We start from the raw sequence: 19087 nt of genomic DNA, 5'->3' as shown, positions 1-19087 counted from the left end.
ATATACAATTTGTAACGATATTCTTTTTAAATATACAATTTTTATAGAAAGAATAATGAAAATAAAACAAATTATTAAGGTTGAAATAAGATCTTAGTAAATCATCTAGGTTAAAAACTAAAAACTATTACTAAACTGACTTCTTATTAGAAATTTTATATTTTTCTGATAAGTACTATTCTTTATTACTATTTTTGAAACTTAATTGCTAAATTGATTGTATGCAATTCACAACAAAAATACCTCTAGAAAAGTTGCCATGCCCTATTTCATACGACAGTAAAATACTGTCTTTAGGATCTTGTTTTGCAGAAAATATTGGAGATAAATTTCATTATTTTAAATTTCAAAATGAATCCAATCCTTTTGGTATTATATTTAATGTGGTTTCGATTGAAAAATTGGTAAACAGAATTATAAATAAAAATGAGTTTACAGAAAAGGATATTTTTTTTCATAACGATTTGTGGCATTGCTTTGAAGTGCACTCAGAATTATCAAATCCAGATAAAGAAACGTTTTTAAAGCATTTGAATTCAATTCTAGAATCGACACAGCAACACATCAACTCCATGACTCATTGTCTTATAACTTTGGGCACATCATGGGTTTATAGAAATAATGAATCGAGAGAAATTGTGGCCAATTGTCATAAAGTACCCCAAAAGCAATTTACTAAAGAGCTGCTTTCGGTTAAAGAGATTGAAAATAGTATAATTAACATAGTTTCATTGGTAAACCAAATTAATAAAAAAGTGAATTTCCTATTTACTATCTCACCAGTTAGGCATCTCAAAGATGGTTTTGTGGAAAATAATGTGAGTAAAGCTCATTTAATTAGCGCCATTCATTCCACTATTAGCCAGCAACCATCCACTATCAGCTATTTTCCTTCCTATGAAATTGTTATGGACGAACTTAGAGATTATCGTTTTTATGCGGAAGATATGTTACATCCTAATGCTATAGCTATAAATTATATTTGGAAGCGTTTTAAAGAAATTGCTATAGATGAAAAAGCATTTTCTATTTTAGATGAAGTAGAAGTGATTCAAAAAGCATTAGCACACAAACCTTTCAATCCAAATTCAGAAAATCATGTGAATTTTGTAAAAAATACCCAACAAAAAATCACTAATTTGCAAAAGAAATTACCTTTAATACAATTTTAAAAAATACAAATATGGGATTTTTCAATACAATTACTGAATTAAGAAAATGGGTGGTAGTTATTCTATTAGGATTAGTACTTTTCTTTGGATATAAATTTTTTACAACGCCATCTAAAGAAACCACTATAGAATATGATACTAATTTAATTCAACAACAAATCAAAAACGTGGGTAAATTAGTGGTTACCGAAGGGCATTTTGCAGAAGTACTTACCTATAAAGACCAAAAGAAAACCTATATTCCTGGATTAACTTTCGATAAAAAAGCCTTGGTTGTCATAAATGCAGATGTAACCGTTGGTTTCGATTTAAGTCAGGTTACTTATGATATAGATGCAAAAAATAAAATTTTAACGATTACCAATATTCCAAAGGAAGAAATAAAAATTAGCCCAGACATTAAATACTACAATACCGAATCTTCTACTTTTAATGAATTTACTGGAGAAGATTATAATAAAATAGCAAAAAGTGCCAAAGAAAGTTTAGCAAAAAAAATTGAAAAATCTACTTTAAAATCGAATGCACAAAACAGATTACTTTCCGAATTAACAAAAATGTTAGTATTAACAAACTCTATGGGGTGGACCTTACAGTACAAAGGAAATGTGATCCAAAAAGAAACCGATTTGAAGTTGTAAATGAAAATAGTACAGTTGTCAATCTGAACTTGTTTCAAATTCTAAGGGAAACAAATAGTTAAGATTCTCAAACCTGTTCAGATTGACAATTTTTCTGATTGATATTAATTAAATTTACAATTTACTTTGTAAACTGGTCCATCCACCACCATTAATACATTCAATACCGTTTTGTTTTAAAATAGAAGTAGCCTGAGCACTTCGCATTCCAGAACGGCAACAAGCAATAACTGGTTTATTCCATTTTTTTATTTCTGAAATTTTCGAATTTAAAACCTGTAAAGCGATATTTTTTGAACCTTGTATATGACCTTCTGCATATTCTTCTTTGGTTCTTACATCTAAAATAATAGCTCCTCTTTCCATAAAATCTTTAACATCATTAGTCTTATTGCCTAAACCTAAAATATCTAGTAATCCCATAATTTATTTTTTTATACAAATTTAGGTGAGTAATTTAAAAAAAAATGTAACATTTGTTACGAACAAACGTTATTACAAAAAACAAACTATCTTAAAATCATGAAATTAATACAATTTGGGCTATTATTTTTGTGCCTTTCCCTAGTGGCACAAAATACTGTAAATTACACCTCTTCTTCTGAAATCTTTGCTAATCCTGAAAGAGGTTTTCAAAAATATTCTATTACCGATGCAAATTATGCAACTACTTCTAATTATAGTAACATAAGTGTATCCGAATTGAACGGTTGGTATACAGGAACAGATAAGGTGAGTGTTATTTTTAGATATTTCCTGTTAGAAGATTTTTTATCAACTAATATTAATGCGACGTATTTAAGCAACATGCAATTGGATTTTGACCGAATTAAATCGGCTGGTTTTAAATGCATCATACGTTTTTCGTATTCCAATGCAGAAGGAACCACTCCTCAACAAGCTGCAAAAGCACAAATCGTATCACATATTGCACAATTGCAACCCATTCTTAACCAAAATAAAGACATCATAGTATCGCATCAGGCAGGTTTTATAGGTACTTGGGGAGAATGGTATTATACGAATTCGAGCGAATTTGGTACAGAAGGAAACATTTCTCCTACACAATGGTTAAACAGAAAAGAAGTAGTGGATGCTATGTTAAATGCCACTCCTGTAGAAATACCCATACAATTGCGCTATCCTTTATTAAAGAAAACAATGTATGGTAATACTCCTTTAACTCCTGCAACAGCTTATCAAAATACGGCATTGGCAAGAATAGGTTTTTTTAATGATGCTTTTTTAAATGATTATGGAGATCAAGGAACTTATGAAGTAAGTAGTCAATATCAAAATCCTGTGGGTACAACAGATTATGTGTATTTAAGCAATGAAACTCAATATGTGCCCATGTCTGGTGAAACCAATGGCTTAAATGCGCCTAGAACAAATGGATCCAATGCTGTATTGGAATTGGATTACACAAACTGGTCTTTATTAAATAGAGATTATTTTGAACAAAATATAACCAATTGGACAAATTCGAATCATATTGATGAAATCAAAAGAAAATTAGGCTATCGTTTTGTTTTGACAAATAGTACTTTTGATTTGCAAGGAACCAATTTGAATGTTCAAATGAATCTAACTAACGAAGGTTACGCACGTGTTTTTAAAGCAAGAGACGTACTTTTGATTTTAAAAAATAATGCAACGTCTAACCTTACTATATTGCCTTTTACTACAGATATCAGAACTTGGGAAAACACCGTATCATTAAATCAAACATTTGACATTAGTAGTTTAGCAGATGGCACTTATACTTCTTACTTATTTATACCTGATTCGGGTTCGGGTATGTATTTGTTACCAAAATATGCTATTCGTTTTGCTAATAACAACGTATGGGAGGCTTCAAGTGGTATGAATAATTTATCACAAACTGTTGTGGTAGGAAATTTAAATGCGACAAATTTTGATAAGAATACAATACAAATTTATCCTAATCCTGCCACCTCATTTGTAACGGTTTCTTCTCAAGAGCGAATTACAAGTATGCAACTCTTTAATACAGTAGGACAACGCGTTTTTGTGAAAGCGAATGGAAATGTAATTGATGTTTCTTTTTTACCAGTAGGTACTTATTTTTTACATCTTGAAACTGAAAACGGTAAAGTGGTAAAGAAAATTAATAAGCAGTAAGACGCAGTATTTATAATTATTTTCTCATATCGAGCGCAGTCGAGATGCGTTTTAACATCTCGACTGCGCTCGATGTGACAATAAAAAAACTAATTCAATAGAGCTAATAATAAAATAAAATTAATCCGCTCGAATTGACAATAAAATAAAACTAATCTGCTCGATGTGACAATACAAGAATCTTTATTTAGTAAACGTCAAATAGTTTTATTCCACAATTAAACCAAATCTTTTTCAAAGATTAAGTCTAAACCATTTTGTATTAAATGCGCTACTTCTGGGCGTTTATTTTTTACTAATTCTAAATGATTCACAATCTTATCTAAAAATTCATTGTCTTGCGCTTTATACACAAGCTCTGCGATTTCTATACAAAGTAACCAATCGTTAGGGTGGTTGGCAGAAACAGCACCAAAAGCTTCTTTTAAAGTAGTGGCAGCGGTTTTGTTTTCGCGAATGTTGCGTACACTTTGGTACAGTATTTCTAATTCTTTTCTTTCTTCAGAAATTTTAGGTTTAATCGTTTTAGAAGAAGGAACATGCGTGATCATATCAAAACTATTTACATCTGCTGGACCACTAAAAGCCGAAATTACTTTTTTACCCACAGCCATGTCATAAATACCCCATTCGGGTTGAAATAAAATAGTATCATTATGAGTTACGGTACAGTTTTTAAATTTAATAAGGACAATTTCTCCTTGTAAATTGCGTGTGCCGGTTACAATTTCACCCGAAACAATAATATTTCCTTCAAATTCCAGTGTTACTCGTTCGCCCTCATAAATGGCATAGGCACGTAAATCTCTTGGTCCCATGTCTTCAATGGCCAAGTTAATCCCTTTAAGCATACCTATTGGGCTACCAAAACCTGCTGCATGATATTCTGTGCCATGTCCTACTAATTCTTTTTCACGATACGATAAAGCTGTAGGTCCTGTCGTTTGCACATATACCGATTTGCCTTCGTGTTCTATAACATTAGTAAACACACCCGAAATTTGTAAGCCTGTACTCAATTCGATGGTGCCTAACGCTTTCGAATCAATTAATTTTTGTACCCCTTTTGGCCCACCTTTTCTTACGGCCATAGTATTAGCAAACTCTTCTAAAACCAAACTTAAATGTGCAAAATCTGGAGTTACAAACAATTGAGGTTGCGGTTTAGTAATATCAAAACTTTGATCTGCAGCAGTAATAGAATAAGGTATTTTCTTTACATTATCGGTCATACACCAAGCACTTTCTCCTATAGAGGATAATAATCCGGCACCATATATTTTTGGGTTTTCCACTGTACCTATTAAACCGTATTCTACGGTCCACCAGTGCAGGTTTCGAATACGAGCCATTTCAGACAATTCGCCCATATTGTTTTGTAGGTATTCTACACGATCTTCCGCTGCTTTTACTTCCGCCTCTGGTGTGTCTTCGGCTTCTTTCAAGATTGAAAGTAAGCGAACCGCTTCATACATTTCATTGTCGTGTGCAGACGAAATGGCTTTACAACCTATTTCACCAAAACGACGTAAATATTCTGCATATTCTGGATTAGCGATAATAGGAGCATGGCCCGCACCTTCATGAATAATATCGGGAGCGGGTGTGTATTCTATGTGTTCTAACTGACGAATGTCTGAAGCAATAACTAAGACATTATACGCCTGAAACTCCATAAAAGCATTGGGAGGAATAAAACCATCTACAGCTACAGCCGCCCAACCAATTTCTTTTAAAATGCGATTCATACCATACATGTTTGGAATATTTTCAATTTCCAAACCGGTCTTTTGTAAACCTTCCAAATACGATTCGTGTGCTACTCTTGACAAATAATCTACATTTTTACGCATTACATAACGCCAAACCGCTTGGTTTATGGGTGTGTAATCTTCGTAATCTTGTGGTTTTATAAACTGTTTTAAATGTTTAGGTAACCTGTCTATCAAAGGATTGCTTTCAAATGACGCTTCCATAAATATGAATAAATTAAGATATGTGTAAAAATACGAATTTTTTATATGATTTTTTGATGTTAAAAAGGAGTTTTTTGAGGAATGTGTAAAAAGAGGGTTGGTTGTTGGTTAGTAACGAGGAAAGAAGGAATGAATTAAAATAATGTAATGCAAAACAAATAAAACTTGTAGCAAATTGTTTTATTTTTTCAGTTTGCTACCGTTTTTGTAGCAAATCATTTTTTTTATATAAATTGCTACAACTAAAAACAAAAATGATTGCTTGTTGTGTAGGTAAAAAACAAGGATAGTTTAACGGTAAGGTTAGTATTTTTAAATTGAGGATGGTTTTATTTTACAAACCATTACGCTAGAAGCGGTAGGCTAATTGTTTTCTCTTTCTAATTGTTCTTGTTTTGCTTTTCTGTTTTTTAAAATATTCAAATAGCGAAGGGCATTTTTATCACCATAATCGGTGTAAGATTTAGTGGTCCATGCTATGGCTTTGTCGAGATCGCCATTAATTTCATTGCTAATGCCCATATTATAACAAGCGCGACCTGCTATTTTGCTATCGGTGTTTTGGGTTTCAAGTAACCATAATTCGGCTGCCCCATCCCATTGCCCAGCTTGTGCTCTTCTTTTGGCTATTTCAAAATTGTTGGTGCCTTTTACATAATAATCTCTGGAAACTCGTATGCTATAGAGCAACAATTGCCAAGCGTATTTTTGACCAATCTCTTTGCTAATTGCTAAAACGGCTTCTTTTCGAGTAGTAATAGTTTCAAAGGCTTTCACTGGATTAATACCTCTTCCGTTTAAGGTTACGGTATTCGTAGTTGCATATTCATCAACTATTGCTTTGTAATGGTTATCATAAATACGCCAACCCGATTTAATGAGTGTGTTTACCGTTACAATATGTTCCAATATGGGTACTTTTAATCCAAATGCATTTTTTACTTCTGAAGTAGCTGTGGTGTAATTAATTTTGGAATCGGTATCATAAAAGGAAAGTTCGTAAATAACATCGATATCATTTGCAATACAAATGGCTTCTACGGTTGACCAAGGTAGCGCAGCACTAAATTGGTCCATACCATACTTTTTTGAAGCCATAGTATCTAATACAATGATGCGGTTTAATTTTTCATTTTTTTGAAGTTCTTGTTGTAAACTTTCAATGGTGTTTTCGCTTCCTTTTTTATCTAATTCTTTGCCTTCTGCCGTTAAAATTTTGTCTATAGCATCTACTATTTCATATTTTTTATCTGGAATGCTTCGGTTTAGAATACCAATATTTTTGGATGCTTTATGTAATAAAACAGGAGCAGGTTCGGTTACGCTTAGTGTTAAAACATTTGTCGCGCTACAAGAAGTAAATAGAATTAGGATGAAAAAAGAACAGGTTAAAAAGAAGTAATTTTTTTGCATGTTTTTGATTCTTTGGGGTTTTAAAATATAAAAATAACCATTTTTATTCAACTTTAGTATAGGATAAATAAAGTAAGAATTTCTTCTGTGAGTTGTAAGGGTATAAATGGTAATCTTTTCTAATTATTGTAATTGCCTTACTATCCTTTGAAAAGTCTATTTTTTTAAATGAATTGCTTCATTTTTTATCTTTTTAAGAAAAATTTAAAAACTGGCCTGCTTTTTGTAGTATCTATTTTGATTCTGCCATAGTAGTTTAGTTTTAAGACCAAGTGTGCTATTTTTGAAAAGGAATAGCACACTTTTTTTATGGATGTTTAAAACGAGATTCAAATTTACGATTTCAGTTTTCTTATTCGTTTTCTTTTTGCGGAATACTGTCTTTTACTTTTTCTACAGGAACAGTTGAGGGTTTTAAAAAGGTGTCTTTTACAATTTTAGGTACTGGAATAGCAGTCGAATCGGGTGCATTGTTTAATGGCGTTACACCATCGATATATTCAGTTTCTTCTAAATCTTCTGATTTGTTGCCAAGTTTTATAATAGGGTTTTCTTGTGTTCCTGTTACTTTTATGGGAATACCTATAATTCCTAAAGGAGGAAGACCAATTCTCATTTTTAAATTTAGTTTACCGTCTAAACTATTTTGTCCTTCAAATCGCAATCTAAAACCAGATACTTTAAATTTGAATCGTTCTATGGTAAGTAGATTGTTTTTTATGGTCGATTTAATGTCCACTTTCGTAATATCTGGATCTTTTATTGCGTTGCTTTCTGTTTTTTGAGCCACGTGGTTAAGCAGTTTAAAGCCTTTCATCTTAACTTGTTTTACTGAAAGAGTTCCATTTCCTTCTAGTGAAGGTAAAACAGGCTGCATCGATTCGTTTAGCACTCCTTTTAATTTGTAATCTAATGAAATAATCCCTTCTGCATGTGCTGCTGCAGTTACAATTTCTTTAAACATTGCAATTTCGTTATACGCTCGTTTTATGTCAAAATCATTGGCTTTTATCGTATAATCAAAATAAGCTTTTTGTTTGCCTTCATTTTTATACATAGCATTCATAGTTGCTGTTGCGCCAATAATTCCTAAGGAAGCATTTGATAGGTTTAAAATACCATTTTGTAATGAAAGTTTTCCTCTAAGATTTTCAATATTAATATCGTCGTATTTCGTTTTTAAGGTATGAGCTTGAATGGTAAGGTCTAAATTTTTTGGAATCTCAACCACACCTGTTTCTGTTGTAGCGGCTTTTTCTGTTGGTTTGGTAGCTGTGGTTTGGGCAGGAATAAATTCGTTAATATTCAGAAAATTAGATTTTAAATCAAAAGTTCCTCTAATTATTTCATTTTCCGATAAAACAAAATTAATTACATTGGATAAATAACCATTCATTACTATATCAGATTGGCCGTATTTACCATGAAAATTGCTAAAGTGCATTTGATCTTGATTAAAAGTAAATAATCCGTTTTCAATTAAGAACGGTTTCGGCAAATAATCGCTAGTTGTTTCTAAGTTTACAATTTCAAGCGTACCACTATTTTTTAGGTTTTTATAGTTTCCATTGGTAGCATCACTTTGCTTGCCTTGCAAATTTAAATCTGCTTTAATAAATCCGTTTACCGCTAATCCATCTTGAGAGAAAACTTTATAAATGTTGGTAATATTTAATTTTCCTTTAGCAGTAATCGTATAAGAGATGTCGTCAAAATTGACAAAAGATGCGGTTGTTGTAAAAGGTTCCTTTTCAAAAGAAAAGTTAGCAGGAGCCAAAGTAAATGAGGCATCAGAAAAATTTGTTGTAGGACAATTAAGAGTAGCTTTTAGATTAATTTTTTCGATAGGTTTAGGATAATAAGCGGTTTGGATAGTCCCATTTGAAAGATGAAAATAGCCTTTTGTAACAGGGAATTTGCGCTTTTGTTTATTATAGACTCCTTTTGAAATAAGATCAGCATCTAATAAACCTGTTAGTTTAAAATCAGGAATTTGTAAGGCATCATTTACCAGTTTTAAATCTATTTTCGATTTTAGTTTTGCATCAATATTCATTTGGTTTCCTAAGCCATTTGATAATAAGGTAGCGCTTAATTTGGATTGGTTAAGAGTAAAAAAAAGCGAATCGAGTTTAATGTTTAACTGATTTACATCGAGATTAGGAAGTTTGGTCTCTAAATTAAGGTAAATGTTTTCTAAAGGATAAGGCGCTTTTTTGTTTTTAATATACCCATCTTTAATATCCATTTTAAAATTTATTTCAGGATTTAGTTTTTGAGAGGCAATATACTTTCCTTTTAAAGTAAAATGAGCATTTGTTTTTCCTTTCATATCGGTTTGATCTTTCCATGAAATGTATTCAGAGGGTAAAGCAGAAAATAAATCTTCAAGATTACTGTTTTCTGTTTTTAGATTGAAATCCATATCATATCCGTTGGAAAGAAAATTAAAAAAACCACTAAATTCTACAGGTAGTTTATTGATGATTAGATTGTTTTTTTCAAAGATAAAGGCAAGCGAATTCGTGTTTATTTTTGTTATTAAATCGGCTTTAACTTTTTTGTTTTTTAAATATTCGTTAGCATCATAACTAAAACTCAAGCTATCAATTTGTGCAGAAGTAGCCAGTTTAAAATCGGCATCGAGTAAGTTTCCTTTTCCTTTGTAGTTGAATCCTTTAGCTTCAATAGCCATTTTTATAGAAGCATCGTTATAGACTAATATACTGTTGTCTATTTGTATTTTTTTTAATTGTAAAGAGGTAGGCGTTTCATTTTTAGAAGTAGTAGAATCGGTAGATTTGTACACATTATAATTGGCTTCTCCTTTTGTGTTCACTTGAATATTAATGTTGGCTTTGTTCAAATAGATTTTATCAATCTCGGTTTGGTTTCCAAAAATGAGACTCATGACATCTATTCCAAAACCAATTTCCTTTGCTTCTATTAATTCGTCATCTTGAAAGGGTTCAGATCCTTTTAAATTAAACTCTTCTAATGTTAATGTTAAAGAAGGAAAATGCGTAAAAAAAGATAGACTTGAATTTTTAAAATTGAGTTCGCCTTCTAGATTTTCATTAGCAAATACTTTAACTTTATTTGTAATGGTGTCTGAAAAGATAATAGGTAAAACAATTAATAATGCCAGTAATGAAACAAATGCGATTACCGTAATTTTAAAAATTTTGAGTACTAGTTTCTTATTTTTAGCCATGACAATACAAATATTTTAATACAAATGTATAATTATTTCATATACAAAAAATGAAGTGAAACATTTACTTAAAAAAAGCCTTACAAATGATTATGTAAGGCTTTTCAACTAAACAAAACCCAGAGATCTATTACCCAATTAATTGAGCAAATAAGTCCTCTTTTTCGTTAAGGTAATGAAATTCAAAACCTTTTATTGTCATTTTTTCTAAAATAGGAGCAATGTCTGTTTTGTTCTTTAATTCCAAACCAACAATCACGGGTCCTGATTCGCGATTGTTTTTTTGTTTGAATTGAAAATACGTAATGTCATCATCTTCTCCTAGAATCTCATTTACAAATTCCTTTAAAGCACCGGGTCTTTGTGGAAACTGAATCATAAAATAATGCTTCAAACCTTCATATAATAAAGAACGTTCTTTAATTTCGGCCGTTCGTTCGATATCATTATTACTACCACTTACAATGCAAACTACATTTTTGCCTTTAATTTTGTCTTTGTAAAAGTCCAAAGCGGCAATTGTTAAAGCGCCAGCAGGTTCAACCACCATAGCTTCTTCATTGTACAATTGTAAAATGGTAGAACATACTTTTCCTTCTGGAACTAGAATGATATCGTCTAAATTTTCTTTACAAATGGTATAATTATGATGTCCTACCTGTTTCACAGCAGCGCCATCTACAAATTTATCGATGTCATCTAAACGGGTATTTTCTCCTTTTTCAATGGATACTTTCATAGATGGAGCACCCGCAGGTTCTACACCAATGATTTTAGTATTCGGACTCACTTCTTTAAAAACCGTTGAAAGTCCGGAAGCCAAACCGCCACCACCAATAGGAACAAAAACATAATCGATTTTCGTTTTCGAATCTTCTAAAATTTCTAGACCTACAGTACCTTGACCCGCAATGACTTTTACATCATCAAAAGGATGAATAAAAATTTTATTTTCAGCGAGACAAGTAGCATTCGCGGAAGCATAAGCATCGTCAAAAGTATCTCCTGTTAAAATAATTTCAATGAAATCCTGACCAAAAAGTTGCACCTGTTTGATTTTTTGTTTCGGTGTGGTTTTAGGCATGAAAATTTTGCCATGAATTTGTAATAAATGACAAGAATAAGCCACACCTTGCGCATGATTTCCAGCACTAGCACAAACAATTCCTTGTTTTTTTTCAGTTCCCGTTAAAGCACTCATTTTATTATAAGCACCTCGTATTTTGTAGGAACGCACCACTTGTAAATCTTCTCTTTTGAGAAGTACATTGGCTTGAAAGGTATGTGATAAATTTCGATTGGGTAATAAAGGAGTAGGGAAGACCACCTCTTCAAATTGCTTTTTAGCTTCCAATACTTCTTCAAATAATGTCATTGTTGTTGTAAGCATGATTCTTAAAATCAGTTTTTTAATTTATTTGCTTGTCAGTTCGAGCGCAGTCGAGAACCATTTTTTCAAAAGGTTTAGATTTTTGCTATACTTCGCCTGTAACGTAGTATAGATAAACTCGAAATGACACTACTATAATACTATTACGCTACAATTTTTTTCATGGCAGTCATAGCCGCTCTTAACTGCGCCCCACAAATTTCAATAGAATGATTACGAATACTAGCATTGACTTTTACCAATTCGAAATTATCCACCTGATTTGAAGCGGTATCATTATAGTTTTTACCAATAAGATTCGTATCTACTTTTTGCATAAAATCAGCTAACAAAGGTTTGCACGCATGATCAAACAAATAGCAACCATATTCTGCTGTATCGGAAATAACACGGTTCATTTCAAATAATTTTTTACGAGCAATAGTATTCGCAATTAAAGGCGCTTCGTGTAGCGATTCATAATACGCGGATTCTTCTTTAATTCCAGAAAGTGTCATCGTTTCATAAGCCAATTCAACACCTGCTTTTACAAAAGCCACCATTAAAAGGGCGTTATCAAAATATTCTTGTTCCCTGATTTTTACCTCAGAAGCTGGAGTTTTTTCAAAATCAGTTTCCCCAGTTTCCGCTCTCCATTGCAATAAATTTTTATCACCATTCGCCCAATCTTCCATCATCGTTTTTGAAAAATGTCCGGATAAAATATCATCCATATGTTTTTCAAACAAAGGCGTCATAATCGTTTTTAATTCTTCAGCCAGTTTAAACGCTTCAATTTTTGCAGGATTAGACAAGCGATCCATCATATTGGTAATACCACCAATTTTTAATGCTTCGGTAATCACTTCCCAACCATATTGCACTAATTTAGAAGCATAACCTGCATCAATTCCTTTTTCCACCATTTTGTTGAACGATAGAATCGAACCCGTTTGTAATAAACCACAAAGAATGGTTTGTTCCCCCATTAAATCCGATTTTACTTCCGCCACAAAAGAAGAAAGTAGTACACCTGCTTTATGTCCACCTGTTCCTACACAATAGGCTTTCGCAATTTCTAAGCCATCACCATTTGGGTCGTTATCGGTGTGAACCGCAATTAATGTTGGAACACCAAAACCCCTTAAGTATTCTGCTCTTACTTCAGATGCTGGCGATTTTGGAGCAATCATTATTACGGTGATATCTTCTCTTATTTTTGTACCTTCTTCAACTATGTTGAATCCGTGAGAGTAAGACAAACAAGCTCCTTTTTTCATTAAAGGCACTACTTTGTTTACCACATCTGTATGTTGTTTATCGGGTGCTAAATTCGAAACTAAATCCGCTTTTGGAATCATCTCTTCAAATGTTCCCACTTCAAAACCATTTTCGGTAGCGTTTACAAACGAGGCTCTTTTGCCTTCAATAGCTTCTTTTCGAAGGGCATACGCGACATCTAAGCCACTATCTCTCATATTTTGGCCTTGAGCCAAACCTTGGGCACCACAACCAATAATGACAATTTTTTTACCTTTTAATTGGGTTACACCTTCTGAAAATTCGGTGTTATTCATGAAATCGCACTTTCCTAATTCTTGAACTTTTAAACGATGAGGTAAGGCATTGAAATAATTTGACATGATTCTTTCTTTTAATTTAGTTTGTATTTTTTTATACGTCACTTCGAGTTCGAAGCGTATCGAGAAGTTTTTCTATTTGTTCTCGATACATTTTTGTTGCGCTTCTCTTCACAAAAACACTCGAACTGACGACTTTATTTTTAAAAAGATTATTGATTACATTTAGATTTTCTTCTATCTACTACATTTGAAAAATCTTACTTTTATGATTTAAGTATTCATTGTTAATCGGTGATTTTCGAGGGTCATTTTTTTGCATATCCAGCACTTTTTTATGTACTCCTTCACTCGATTTAATAATCGCTATGCGAGAACTTCTGACAAATTCGATAAGACCGTATTTATCCAATTCTTTTAATAAATTATTAATTTCATCATCTTGTCCTGTGGCTTCAAAAACGGTATAATCATTTCGAATAACCACTGCATTAGCGCCAAATTGTCTTAGAAGACGTTCTACTTTTACATCTTTCATAATCACACTAGTAGGTACTTTATATAAAGCAATTTGTTGCCAAATGATTTCATCATTCGTGTTGTTAAACACCTTAAAAACATCTACAATTTTTTCAATTTGTCTCACCAGATTACGAACTACTTCTTCAGTTTCGATAACGACAATAGTAAAGCGATAGATTTTTTCAATCTCGCTAGGAGAAGAATTAAAACTTTCCAAATTGATTTTTCTTCTCGAAAAAATAATCGCTATTTTATTCAGAAGTCCTACCTGATTTTCGGTATAAACGGTTAATGTATGCTCTTTCTTCATAATTAAATTTCTTCTTTGCTTAAAACAATTTCTGCAACTCCTTTTCCTTGTGGTACCATTGGGAATACATTGTCTTCATGTAAAACGGCTACTTCTAATAAATACGATGCAGGATGATCTAACATTTCTTTTAGGCTACTTTTTAGTTCGTCTCTTTTAGAAATTTGTTTCCCAGCAATATTGTAAGCACTTGCAAGCGTGACAAAATTCGGACTTTGGATATCGGTAAACGAGTATCTCTTTTCATGAAATAACTCTTGCCATTGCCTTACCATTCCTAAAAAGCTATTGTTTAAGATGAGTATTTTTACATTAGGTTGGTACTGCATGATGGTTCCTAGTTCTTGAATATTCATTTGAGCACCACCATCACCCATAATGGCTACAATTTGTCTTTCTGGAGCACCAAATTTGGCACCGATAGCAGCAGGAATAGCAAATCCCATGGTGCCTAAACCACCACTAGTAATATTACTTCTTGATTGATTTTGTTTGGTATATCTACACGCCACCATTTGATGTTGGCCCACATCTGTAACAATCACGGCATCACCATTCGTTAATTCGTTTAGTACTTTCATAACTTCACCCATAGTTAATTGCTCAGAAGTAGGATTCAATTCTTTTTCAATTAATAGGGTAGTTTCTCTTTCTTTCTTTGCTTCAAATTCAGCAAACCATTCCGGATAGTTTTTTGTATCAATTAATTCGGTTAAAAGGGGTAAGGTTTCTTTACAATTTCCCCACACAGGAACCGTAGTTTGTACGTTTTTATCAATTTCAGCGGGATCAATATCCAAGTGGATCACTTGTGCTTGTTTCGCATATTTATCGAGTCGACCTGTAACGCGATCGTCAAAACGCATTCCGATAGCAATTAAAACATCACATTCATTCGTAAGGTAATTTGGGCCATAATTGCCATGCATGCCAAGCATACCTACAGCTAAAGGATGATCAGTAGGAATAGCACTCATTCCCATAATCGTCCATGCGGTTGGAATACCTGCTTTTTCAATAAAAGTTAAAAATTCTTTTTCAGCATTTCCTAAAATAACACCTTGACCAAAAATTACAAAAGGTTTTTTAGCCTGATTGATAAGTTGGGCAGCTTGTTCAATATATTCTTTACGAACAATAGGTTCCGGACGATAGCTTCTTACATGAACACATTGTCTGTAACCTTTGTATTCAAAAAGTTGCAATTGTGCATTTTTGGTAATATCAATTAAAACAGGTCCTGGTCTTCCAGAACTTGCGATATAAAAAGCTTTTGCTAAAACTTCAGGAATTTCATTTGCATCCGTTACTTGATAGTTCCATTTAGTAATGGGTGTGGTAATATTGATTACATCCGTTTCTTGAAAGGCATCCGTACCTAATAAATGGGCAAAAACCTGACCCGTTATACAAACAATAGGAGTCGAGTCGATTTGTGCATCAGCTAAACCTGTAACTAAGTTTGTGGCTCCAGGACCACTAGTTGCAAAAACAACACCTGTTTTACCACTGGCTCTAGCATAGCCTTGAGCTGCGTGAATAGCACCTTGTTCATGACGAACTAAAATATGTTGTAAACTATCTCCAAAATCATATAAAGCATCATAAATAGGCATTATGGCTCCACCAGGATATCCAAAAACAGTGGAGACCTCTTCCGATAGTAAAGCATCGATAACGGCTAAGCTCCCTGATACATTATGGGTTTTTCCAATGTTGTTTTCCAATGTTGTTTGCGCTACTGTTTCCATAGTATTCTTAATTATAGTTCGTCTGTAACACAGCCTTCCGAAGCATCTGTTACTAATTGTAAATATTTGTATAAAACTCCTTTTTTAACTTTAGGTTGCGGTTTGATAAAAGTTTTTCTTCTGTTTTCCAACTCCGTTTCTGAAATAGCCAAATGAATAGAATTGTTTGTAGCATCTAATTCAATGCGGTCCCCATCTTTTACCAATGCAATGGTACCACCATCATATGCTTCTGGAGCTATATGTCCAACGACAAAGCCATGCGTTCCACCACTAAATCTTCCATCTGTAATTAAAGCGACACTCTTACCTAAACCCGCACCAATAATGGCAGAAGTGGGTTTTAACATTTCAGGCATTCCAGGACCACCTTTTGGACCCACATATCGAATAACAACCACATCACCGGGTTGTATTTTTTTATCTTCAATCCCTTTTATCAGTTCTTTTTCACCATCAAAAACTTTGGCAGGACCAGAGAATTTTTCACCTTCCTTACCTGTAATTTTAGCTACAGACCCTTTTTCAGCTAAATTGCCATATAGAATTTGTAAATGGCCTGTAGTTTTAATAGGATTTTCTATAGGTTTGATGATGTTTTGATTTTCAAAATCAATATTGGGTATATTTTTTAAGTTCTCAGCAAGAGTTTGTCCTGTTACGGTTAAGCAATCACCATGCAGCATTCCTTTTGATAGTAAGTATTTTAATACCATAGGTACACCTCCTTTTTCATGAAGATTTTGCATTAAATAATTACCTCCTGGTTTAAAATCTGCGATAAGCGGTGTTTTATTACTTATTCTTTGAAAATCATCTTGAGTGATTTTTACGCCCACACTTTTTGCCATAGCAATAATATGCAAGACTGCATTTGTGCTTCCCCCTAATGCAATTAAAGTGGTGATAGCATTTTCAAAAGCCTTAAAGGTCATGATGTCTTTCGGACAAATGTTTTTTTCTAAAAGCAATTTGATATAATGCGCCACTTTTTCGCATTCTTCTATTTTTTCATGAGATACAGCTGGGTTTGAACTTGAATAGGGTAAGCTCATGCCCAAAGCTTCTATTGCGATTGCCATAGTGTTTGCTGTATACATTCCACCACAAGCACCCGCTCCTGGACAAGAATTTTTGATAATACCTTTAAACTCTTCTTCTGATATTTTTCCAGCAATTTTTTCGCCTAAAGCTTCAAAAGCCGAGACAATATTTAAATCTTTGCCTTGATATTTTCCTGGAGCAATGGTGCCTCCATAAACCATGATGGAAGGTCTGTTTAATCTTCCCATAGCCATAATGGAACCGGGCATGTTTTTATCACAACCAGGAATGGCCACCACGGCATCATAATAATGGCCATCTACCACACTTTCAATACTGTCTGCAATAACTTCTCTACTTACTAAAGAGTAACGCATACCATCGGTTCCATTTGTAATACCATCACTAATACCAATAGTATTAAAAATTAAACCTACCATTTCGGTATCGTTTATTTCTTTTTTAATTAAAGTAGCCAAATGATTTAGATGCATGTTACAGGTATTGCCATCGTATCCCATGGAAGCAATTCCAATAAAAGGTTGCGCTAATTGTGCATCGGTTAGGCCAATACCGTATAACATGGCTTGAGCTGCTGGTTGCGTAGGATCTTGTGTAACGGTGCGACTATGTTTGTTTAAAGACATGATTTTAATTTTGTAATGAAAATTGGTTTTCTGTTACTAGGTTTTTATAAGCGATTTGCAATTTTTTGCCAAGACTCTTTTCCCAGTCTAGAGGAAACTCCTTTTTGTCAATAGATTTAATACCAATTACTTCTGCAGCCGTTCCACAATAAAAAGCAGCGTCAGCTTGTAGTAATTGGTCTAGTGTAAATTTGCCTTCTTGAATTTTGATTCCGAGATGGTAGCAGAGTTCAATTATTGTATCACGAGTAATTCCAGGTAAGATGTTTCCTAGTTGAGGTGTGAAAAGAGATCCATTTTTTTCGAAGAAAAGATTTGCTCCTGGACCTTCTGCTACATATCCTTCACAATCGAGAAGTAAAGCTTCATCAAAACCATTATTTTTAGCTTCATTGGTAGCTAAAATAGAATTGATATAGTGTCCACAAACTTTAGCTTCAATTTTAATTGATTTTGGATGCGGTCTACAATAAGAAGAAACGGAAAGATGCAATAAGTTATCACCTAGATAAGTTCCCCATTTCCAAGCACAAATCATAAGATTTACACCTGTGGGTTTGGTAAGGCTCATATTTGGATCGCAAAAAACGATAGGTCTAAGATAAGCATCATTGAGATCATTCCTTTCTAGTAATTGATACGATTTTTCAATTAAATTTTCAATGGAATATTCAAAAGGAATGTTAATCAATTCGCATGATTTTTTTAATCTTTCATAATGTTCAACAGCTTTAAAAATACTTGTGCCTGAATCGGTTTTATAAGCTCTTATTCCTTCGAAAGCACCATAACCATAATGTAAGGTTTGTCCGTAGAGATCAGTCGTAGTTTCTGATGCTTTTTTAAATTCACCATTATAAAAAAGAAATGTTTCTGTAGAATAATATGGATTGTTTTTTGTATTCATTTTATTGTTGTTAATGTAAATGTAAATGGTTACTTTTTTTTGATGCATTAAATTTTGAAAGTTTATACAATATTTAAATGCGTAATTTTAATGTTAATGTTTTGATTTTCATTTATTTGTGTTTTTTGTTTTTATGATGCTTGAATCGGTTTTTAAGTTTTAAAATGATATGAGAAATAAAAAAAGCCTTTCTGTTTTTGAGAAAGGCTTTTATATTTTTTAGACAATAACTACCTGACTCGTTTTTGTGGACGAATAATAATAATGACAATAATTACTGTATGGATGTTCATATGGTTATTTTAAAAAAAAAAGCCTCCTAAAAGAGGAGGCTTTCAAATAATATATTATATAAAGTCTCCTATCCCAATTTTGGAATAATAATAGAGACAATAA

Annotated in this window: 13 protein-coding genes; 3 read left to right on the top strand and 10 right to left on the bottom strand. The window is 32.8% G+C overall.

Features of this window, described 5'->3' with window-relative positions; genetic code table 11:
• Positions 1-221: 221 nt before the first annotated feature.
• Together HALO113_RS15195 and HALO113_RS15190 are read left to right on the top strand one after the other, a co-directional pair.
• Positions 222-1172, top strand: coding sequence for a GSCFA domain-containing protein (locus HALO113_RS15195; RefSeq protein WP_159779937.1), 951 nt, complete (start codon positions 222-224; stop codon positions 1170-1172).
• An 11-nt stretch (positions 1173-1183) separates the two neighbouring features.
• On the top strand, positions 1184-1813 hold the full coding sequence (locus HALO113_RS15190; protein WP_159779936.1) for a DUF4230 domain-containing protein: 630 nt from the start codon (positions 1184-1186) through the stop codon (positions 1811-1813).
• Positions 1814-1927: 114 nt separating this feature from the next.
• Here HALO113_RS15190 and HALO113_RS15185 read toward each other — a convergent pair whose 3' ends face one another.
• Positions 1928-2236 carry a rhodanese-like domain-containing protein gene (locus HALO113_RS15185; RefSeq protein ID WP_159779935.1) on the bottom strand — a complete coding sequence of 103 codons (309 nt, stop codon included), beginning with the start codon at positions 2234-2236 and terminating at the stop codon, positions 1928-1930.
• A 99-nt stretch (positions 2237-2335) separates the two neighbouring features.
• Here HALO113_RS15185 and HALO113_RS15180 point away from each other — a divergent pair, with 99 nt between their 5' ends.
• Positions 2336-3958, top strand: a complete 1623-nt coding sequence (locus HALO113_RS15180; protein WP_159779934.1) for a DUF4832 domain-containing protein — start codon at positions 2336-2338, stop codon at positions 3956-3958.
• Positions 3959-4176: 218 nt separating this feature from the next.
• Here HALO113_RS15180 and HALO113_RS15175 read toward each other — a convergent pair whose 3' ends face one another.
• From HALO113_RS15175 to HALO113_RS15135, 9 genes are all read right to left on the bottom strand, one after another.
• Entirely contained in the window at positions 4177-5934 is a 1758-nt protein-coding gene (locus tag HALO113_RS15175; protein ID WP_159779933.1) for an aromatic amino acid hydroxylase, read from the bottom strand.
• Between the two features lie 363 nt (positions 5935-6297).
• Positions 6298-7347 carry a DUF6340 family protein gene (locus HALO113_RS15170; RefSeq protein WP_159779932.1) on the bottom strand — a complete coding sequence of 350 codons (1050 nt, stop codon included), beginning with the start codon at positions 7345-7347 and terminating at the stop codon, positions 6298-6300.
• Positions 7348-7699: 352 nt separating this feature from the next.
• Positions 7700-10561: an AsmA-like C-terminal region-containing protein gene (locus HALO113_RS15165; RefSeq protein WP_159779931.1), complete on the bottom strand. Its 2862-nt coding sequence runs from the start codon at positions 10559-10561 to the stop codon at positions 7700-7702.
• A gap of 130 nt (positions 10562-10691) precedes the next feature.
• Entirely contained in the window at positions 10692-11936 is a 1245-nt protein-coding gene (gene ilvA, locus HALO113_RS15160) for a threonine ammonia-lyase IlvA (protein WP_159779939.1), read from the bottom strand.
• 158 nt (positions 11937-12094) lie between these two features.
• Entirely contained in the window at positions 12095-13573 is a 1479-nt protein-coding gene (ilvC, locus tag HALO113_RS15155; RefSeq protein ID WP_159779930.1) for a ketol-acid reductoisomerase, read from the bottom strand.
• A gap of 181 nt (positions 13574-13754) precedes the next feature.
• Entirely contained in the window at positions 13755-14342 is a 588-nt protein-coding gene (gene ilvN / locus HALO113_RS15150) for an acetolactate synthase small subunit (RefSeq protein ID WP_201297667.1), read from the bottom strand.
• Positions 14343-14344: 2 nt separating this feature from the next.
• Positions 14345-16093, bottom strand: a complete 1749-nt coding sequence (ilvB, locus tag HALO113_RS15145; RefSeq protein ID WP_159779929.1) for a biosynthetic-type acetolactate synthase large subunit — start codon at positions 16091-16093, stop codon at positions 14345-14347.
• Between the two features lie 11 nt (positions 16094-16104).
• Entirely contained in the window at positions 16105-17784 is a 1680-nt protein-coding gene (ilvD, locus tag HALO113_RS15140; protein ID WP_159779928.1) for a dihydroxy-acid dehydratase, read from the bottom strand.
• 4 nt (positions 17785-17788) lie between these two features.
• Positions 17789-18691 (bottom strand): branched-chain amino acid transaminase, encoded by a 903-nt coding sequence (locus tag HALO113_RS15135; RefSeq protein WP_159779927.1) that lies wholly within the window; start codon positions 18689-18691, stop codon positions 17789-17791.
• Positions 18692-19087: the final 396 nt, after the last annotated feature.

This window comes from Flavobacterium sp. 9AF (assembly GCF_902506265.1).
Taxonomy (GTDB): Bacteria; Bacteroidota; Bacteroidia; order Flavobacteriales; family Flavobacteriaceae; genus Flavobacterium.
The sequence above is the reverse complement of the archived record's forward strand: the minus strand, read 5'-3'. Positions and strand labels throughout refer to the sequence as shown.

Excerpts from the sequence above, each read along its gene's own strand:
- HALO113_RS15195 (WP_159779937.1), top strand. The coding sequence starts at position 222 with ATGCAATTCACAACAAAAATACCTCTAGAAAAGTTGCCATGCCCTATT.
- HALO113_RS15190 (WP_159779936.1), top strand. The coding sequence starts at position 1,184 with ATGGGATTTTTCAATACAATTACTGAATTAAGAAAATGGGTGGTAGTT.
- HALO113_RS15185 (WP_159779935.1), bottom strand. The coding sequence starts at position 2,236 with ATGGGATTACTAGATATTTTAGGTTTAGGCAATAAGACTAATGATGTT.
- HALO113_RS15180 (WP_159779934.1), top strand. The coding sequence starts at position 2,336 with ATGAAATTAATACAATTTGGGCTATTATTTTTGTGCCTTTCCCTAGTG.
- HALO113_RS15175 (WP_159779933.1), bottom strand. The coding sequence starts at position 5,934 with ATGGAAGCGTCATTTGAAAGCAATCCTTTGATAGACAGGTTACCTAAA.
- HALO113_RS15170 (WP_159779932.1), bottom strand. The coding sequence starts at position 7,347 with ATGCAAAAAAATTACTTCTTTTTAACCTGTTCTTTTTTCATCCTAATT.
- HALO113_RS15165 (WP_159779931.1), bottom strand. The coding sequence starts at position 10,561 with ATGGCTAAAAATAAGAAACTAGTACTCAAAATTTTTAAAATTACGGTA.
- ilvA (WP_159779939.1), bottom strand. The coding sequence starts at position 11,936 with ATGACATTATTTGAAGAAGTATTGGAAGCTAAAAAGCAATTTGAAGAG.
- ilvC (WP_159779930.1), bottom strand. The coding sequence starts at position 13,573 with ATGTCAAATTATTTCAATGCCTTACCTCATCGTTTAAAAGTTCAAGAA.
- ilvN (WP_201297667.1), bottom strand. The coding sequence starts at position 14,342 with ATGAAGAAAGAGCATACATTAACCGTTTATACCGAAAATCAGGTAGGA.
- ilvB (WP_159779929.1), bottom strand. The coding sequence starts at position 16,093 with ATGGAAACAGTAGCGCAAACAACATTGGAAAACAACATTGGAAAAACC.
- ilvD (WP_159779928.1), bottom strand. The coding sequence starts at position 17,784 with ATGTCTTTAAACAAACATAGTCGCACCGTTACACAAGATCCTACGCAA.
- HALO113_RS15135 (WP_159779927.1), bottom strand. The coding sequence starts at position 18,691 with ATGAATACAAAAAACAATCCATATTATTCTACAGAAACATTTCTTTTT.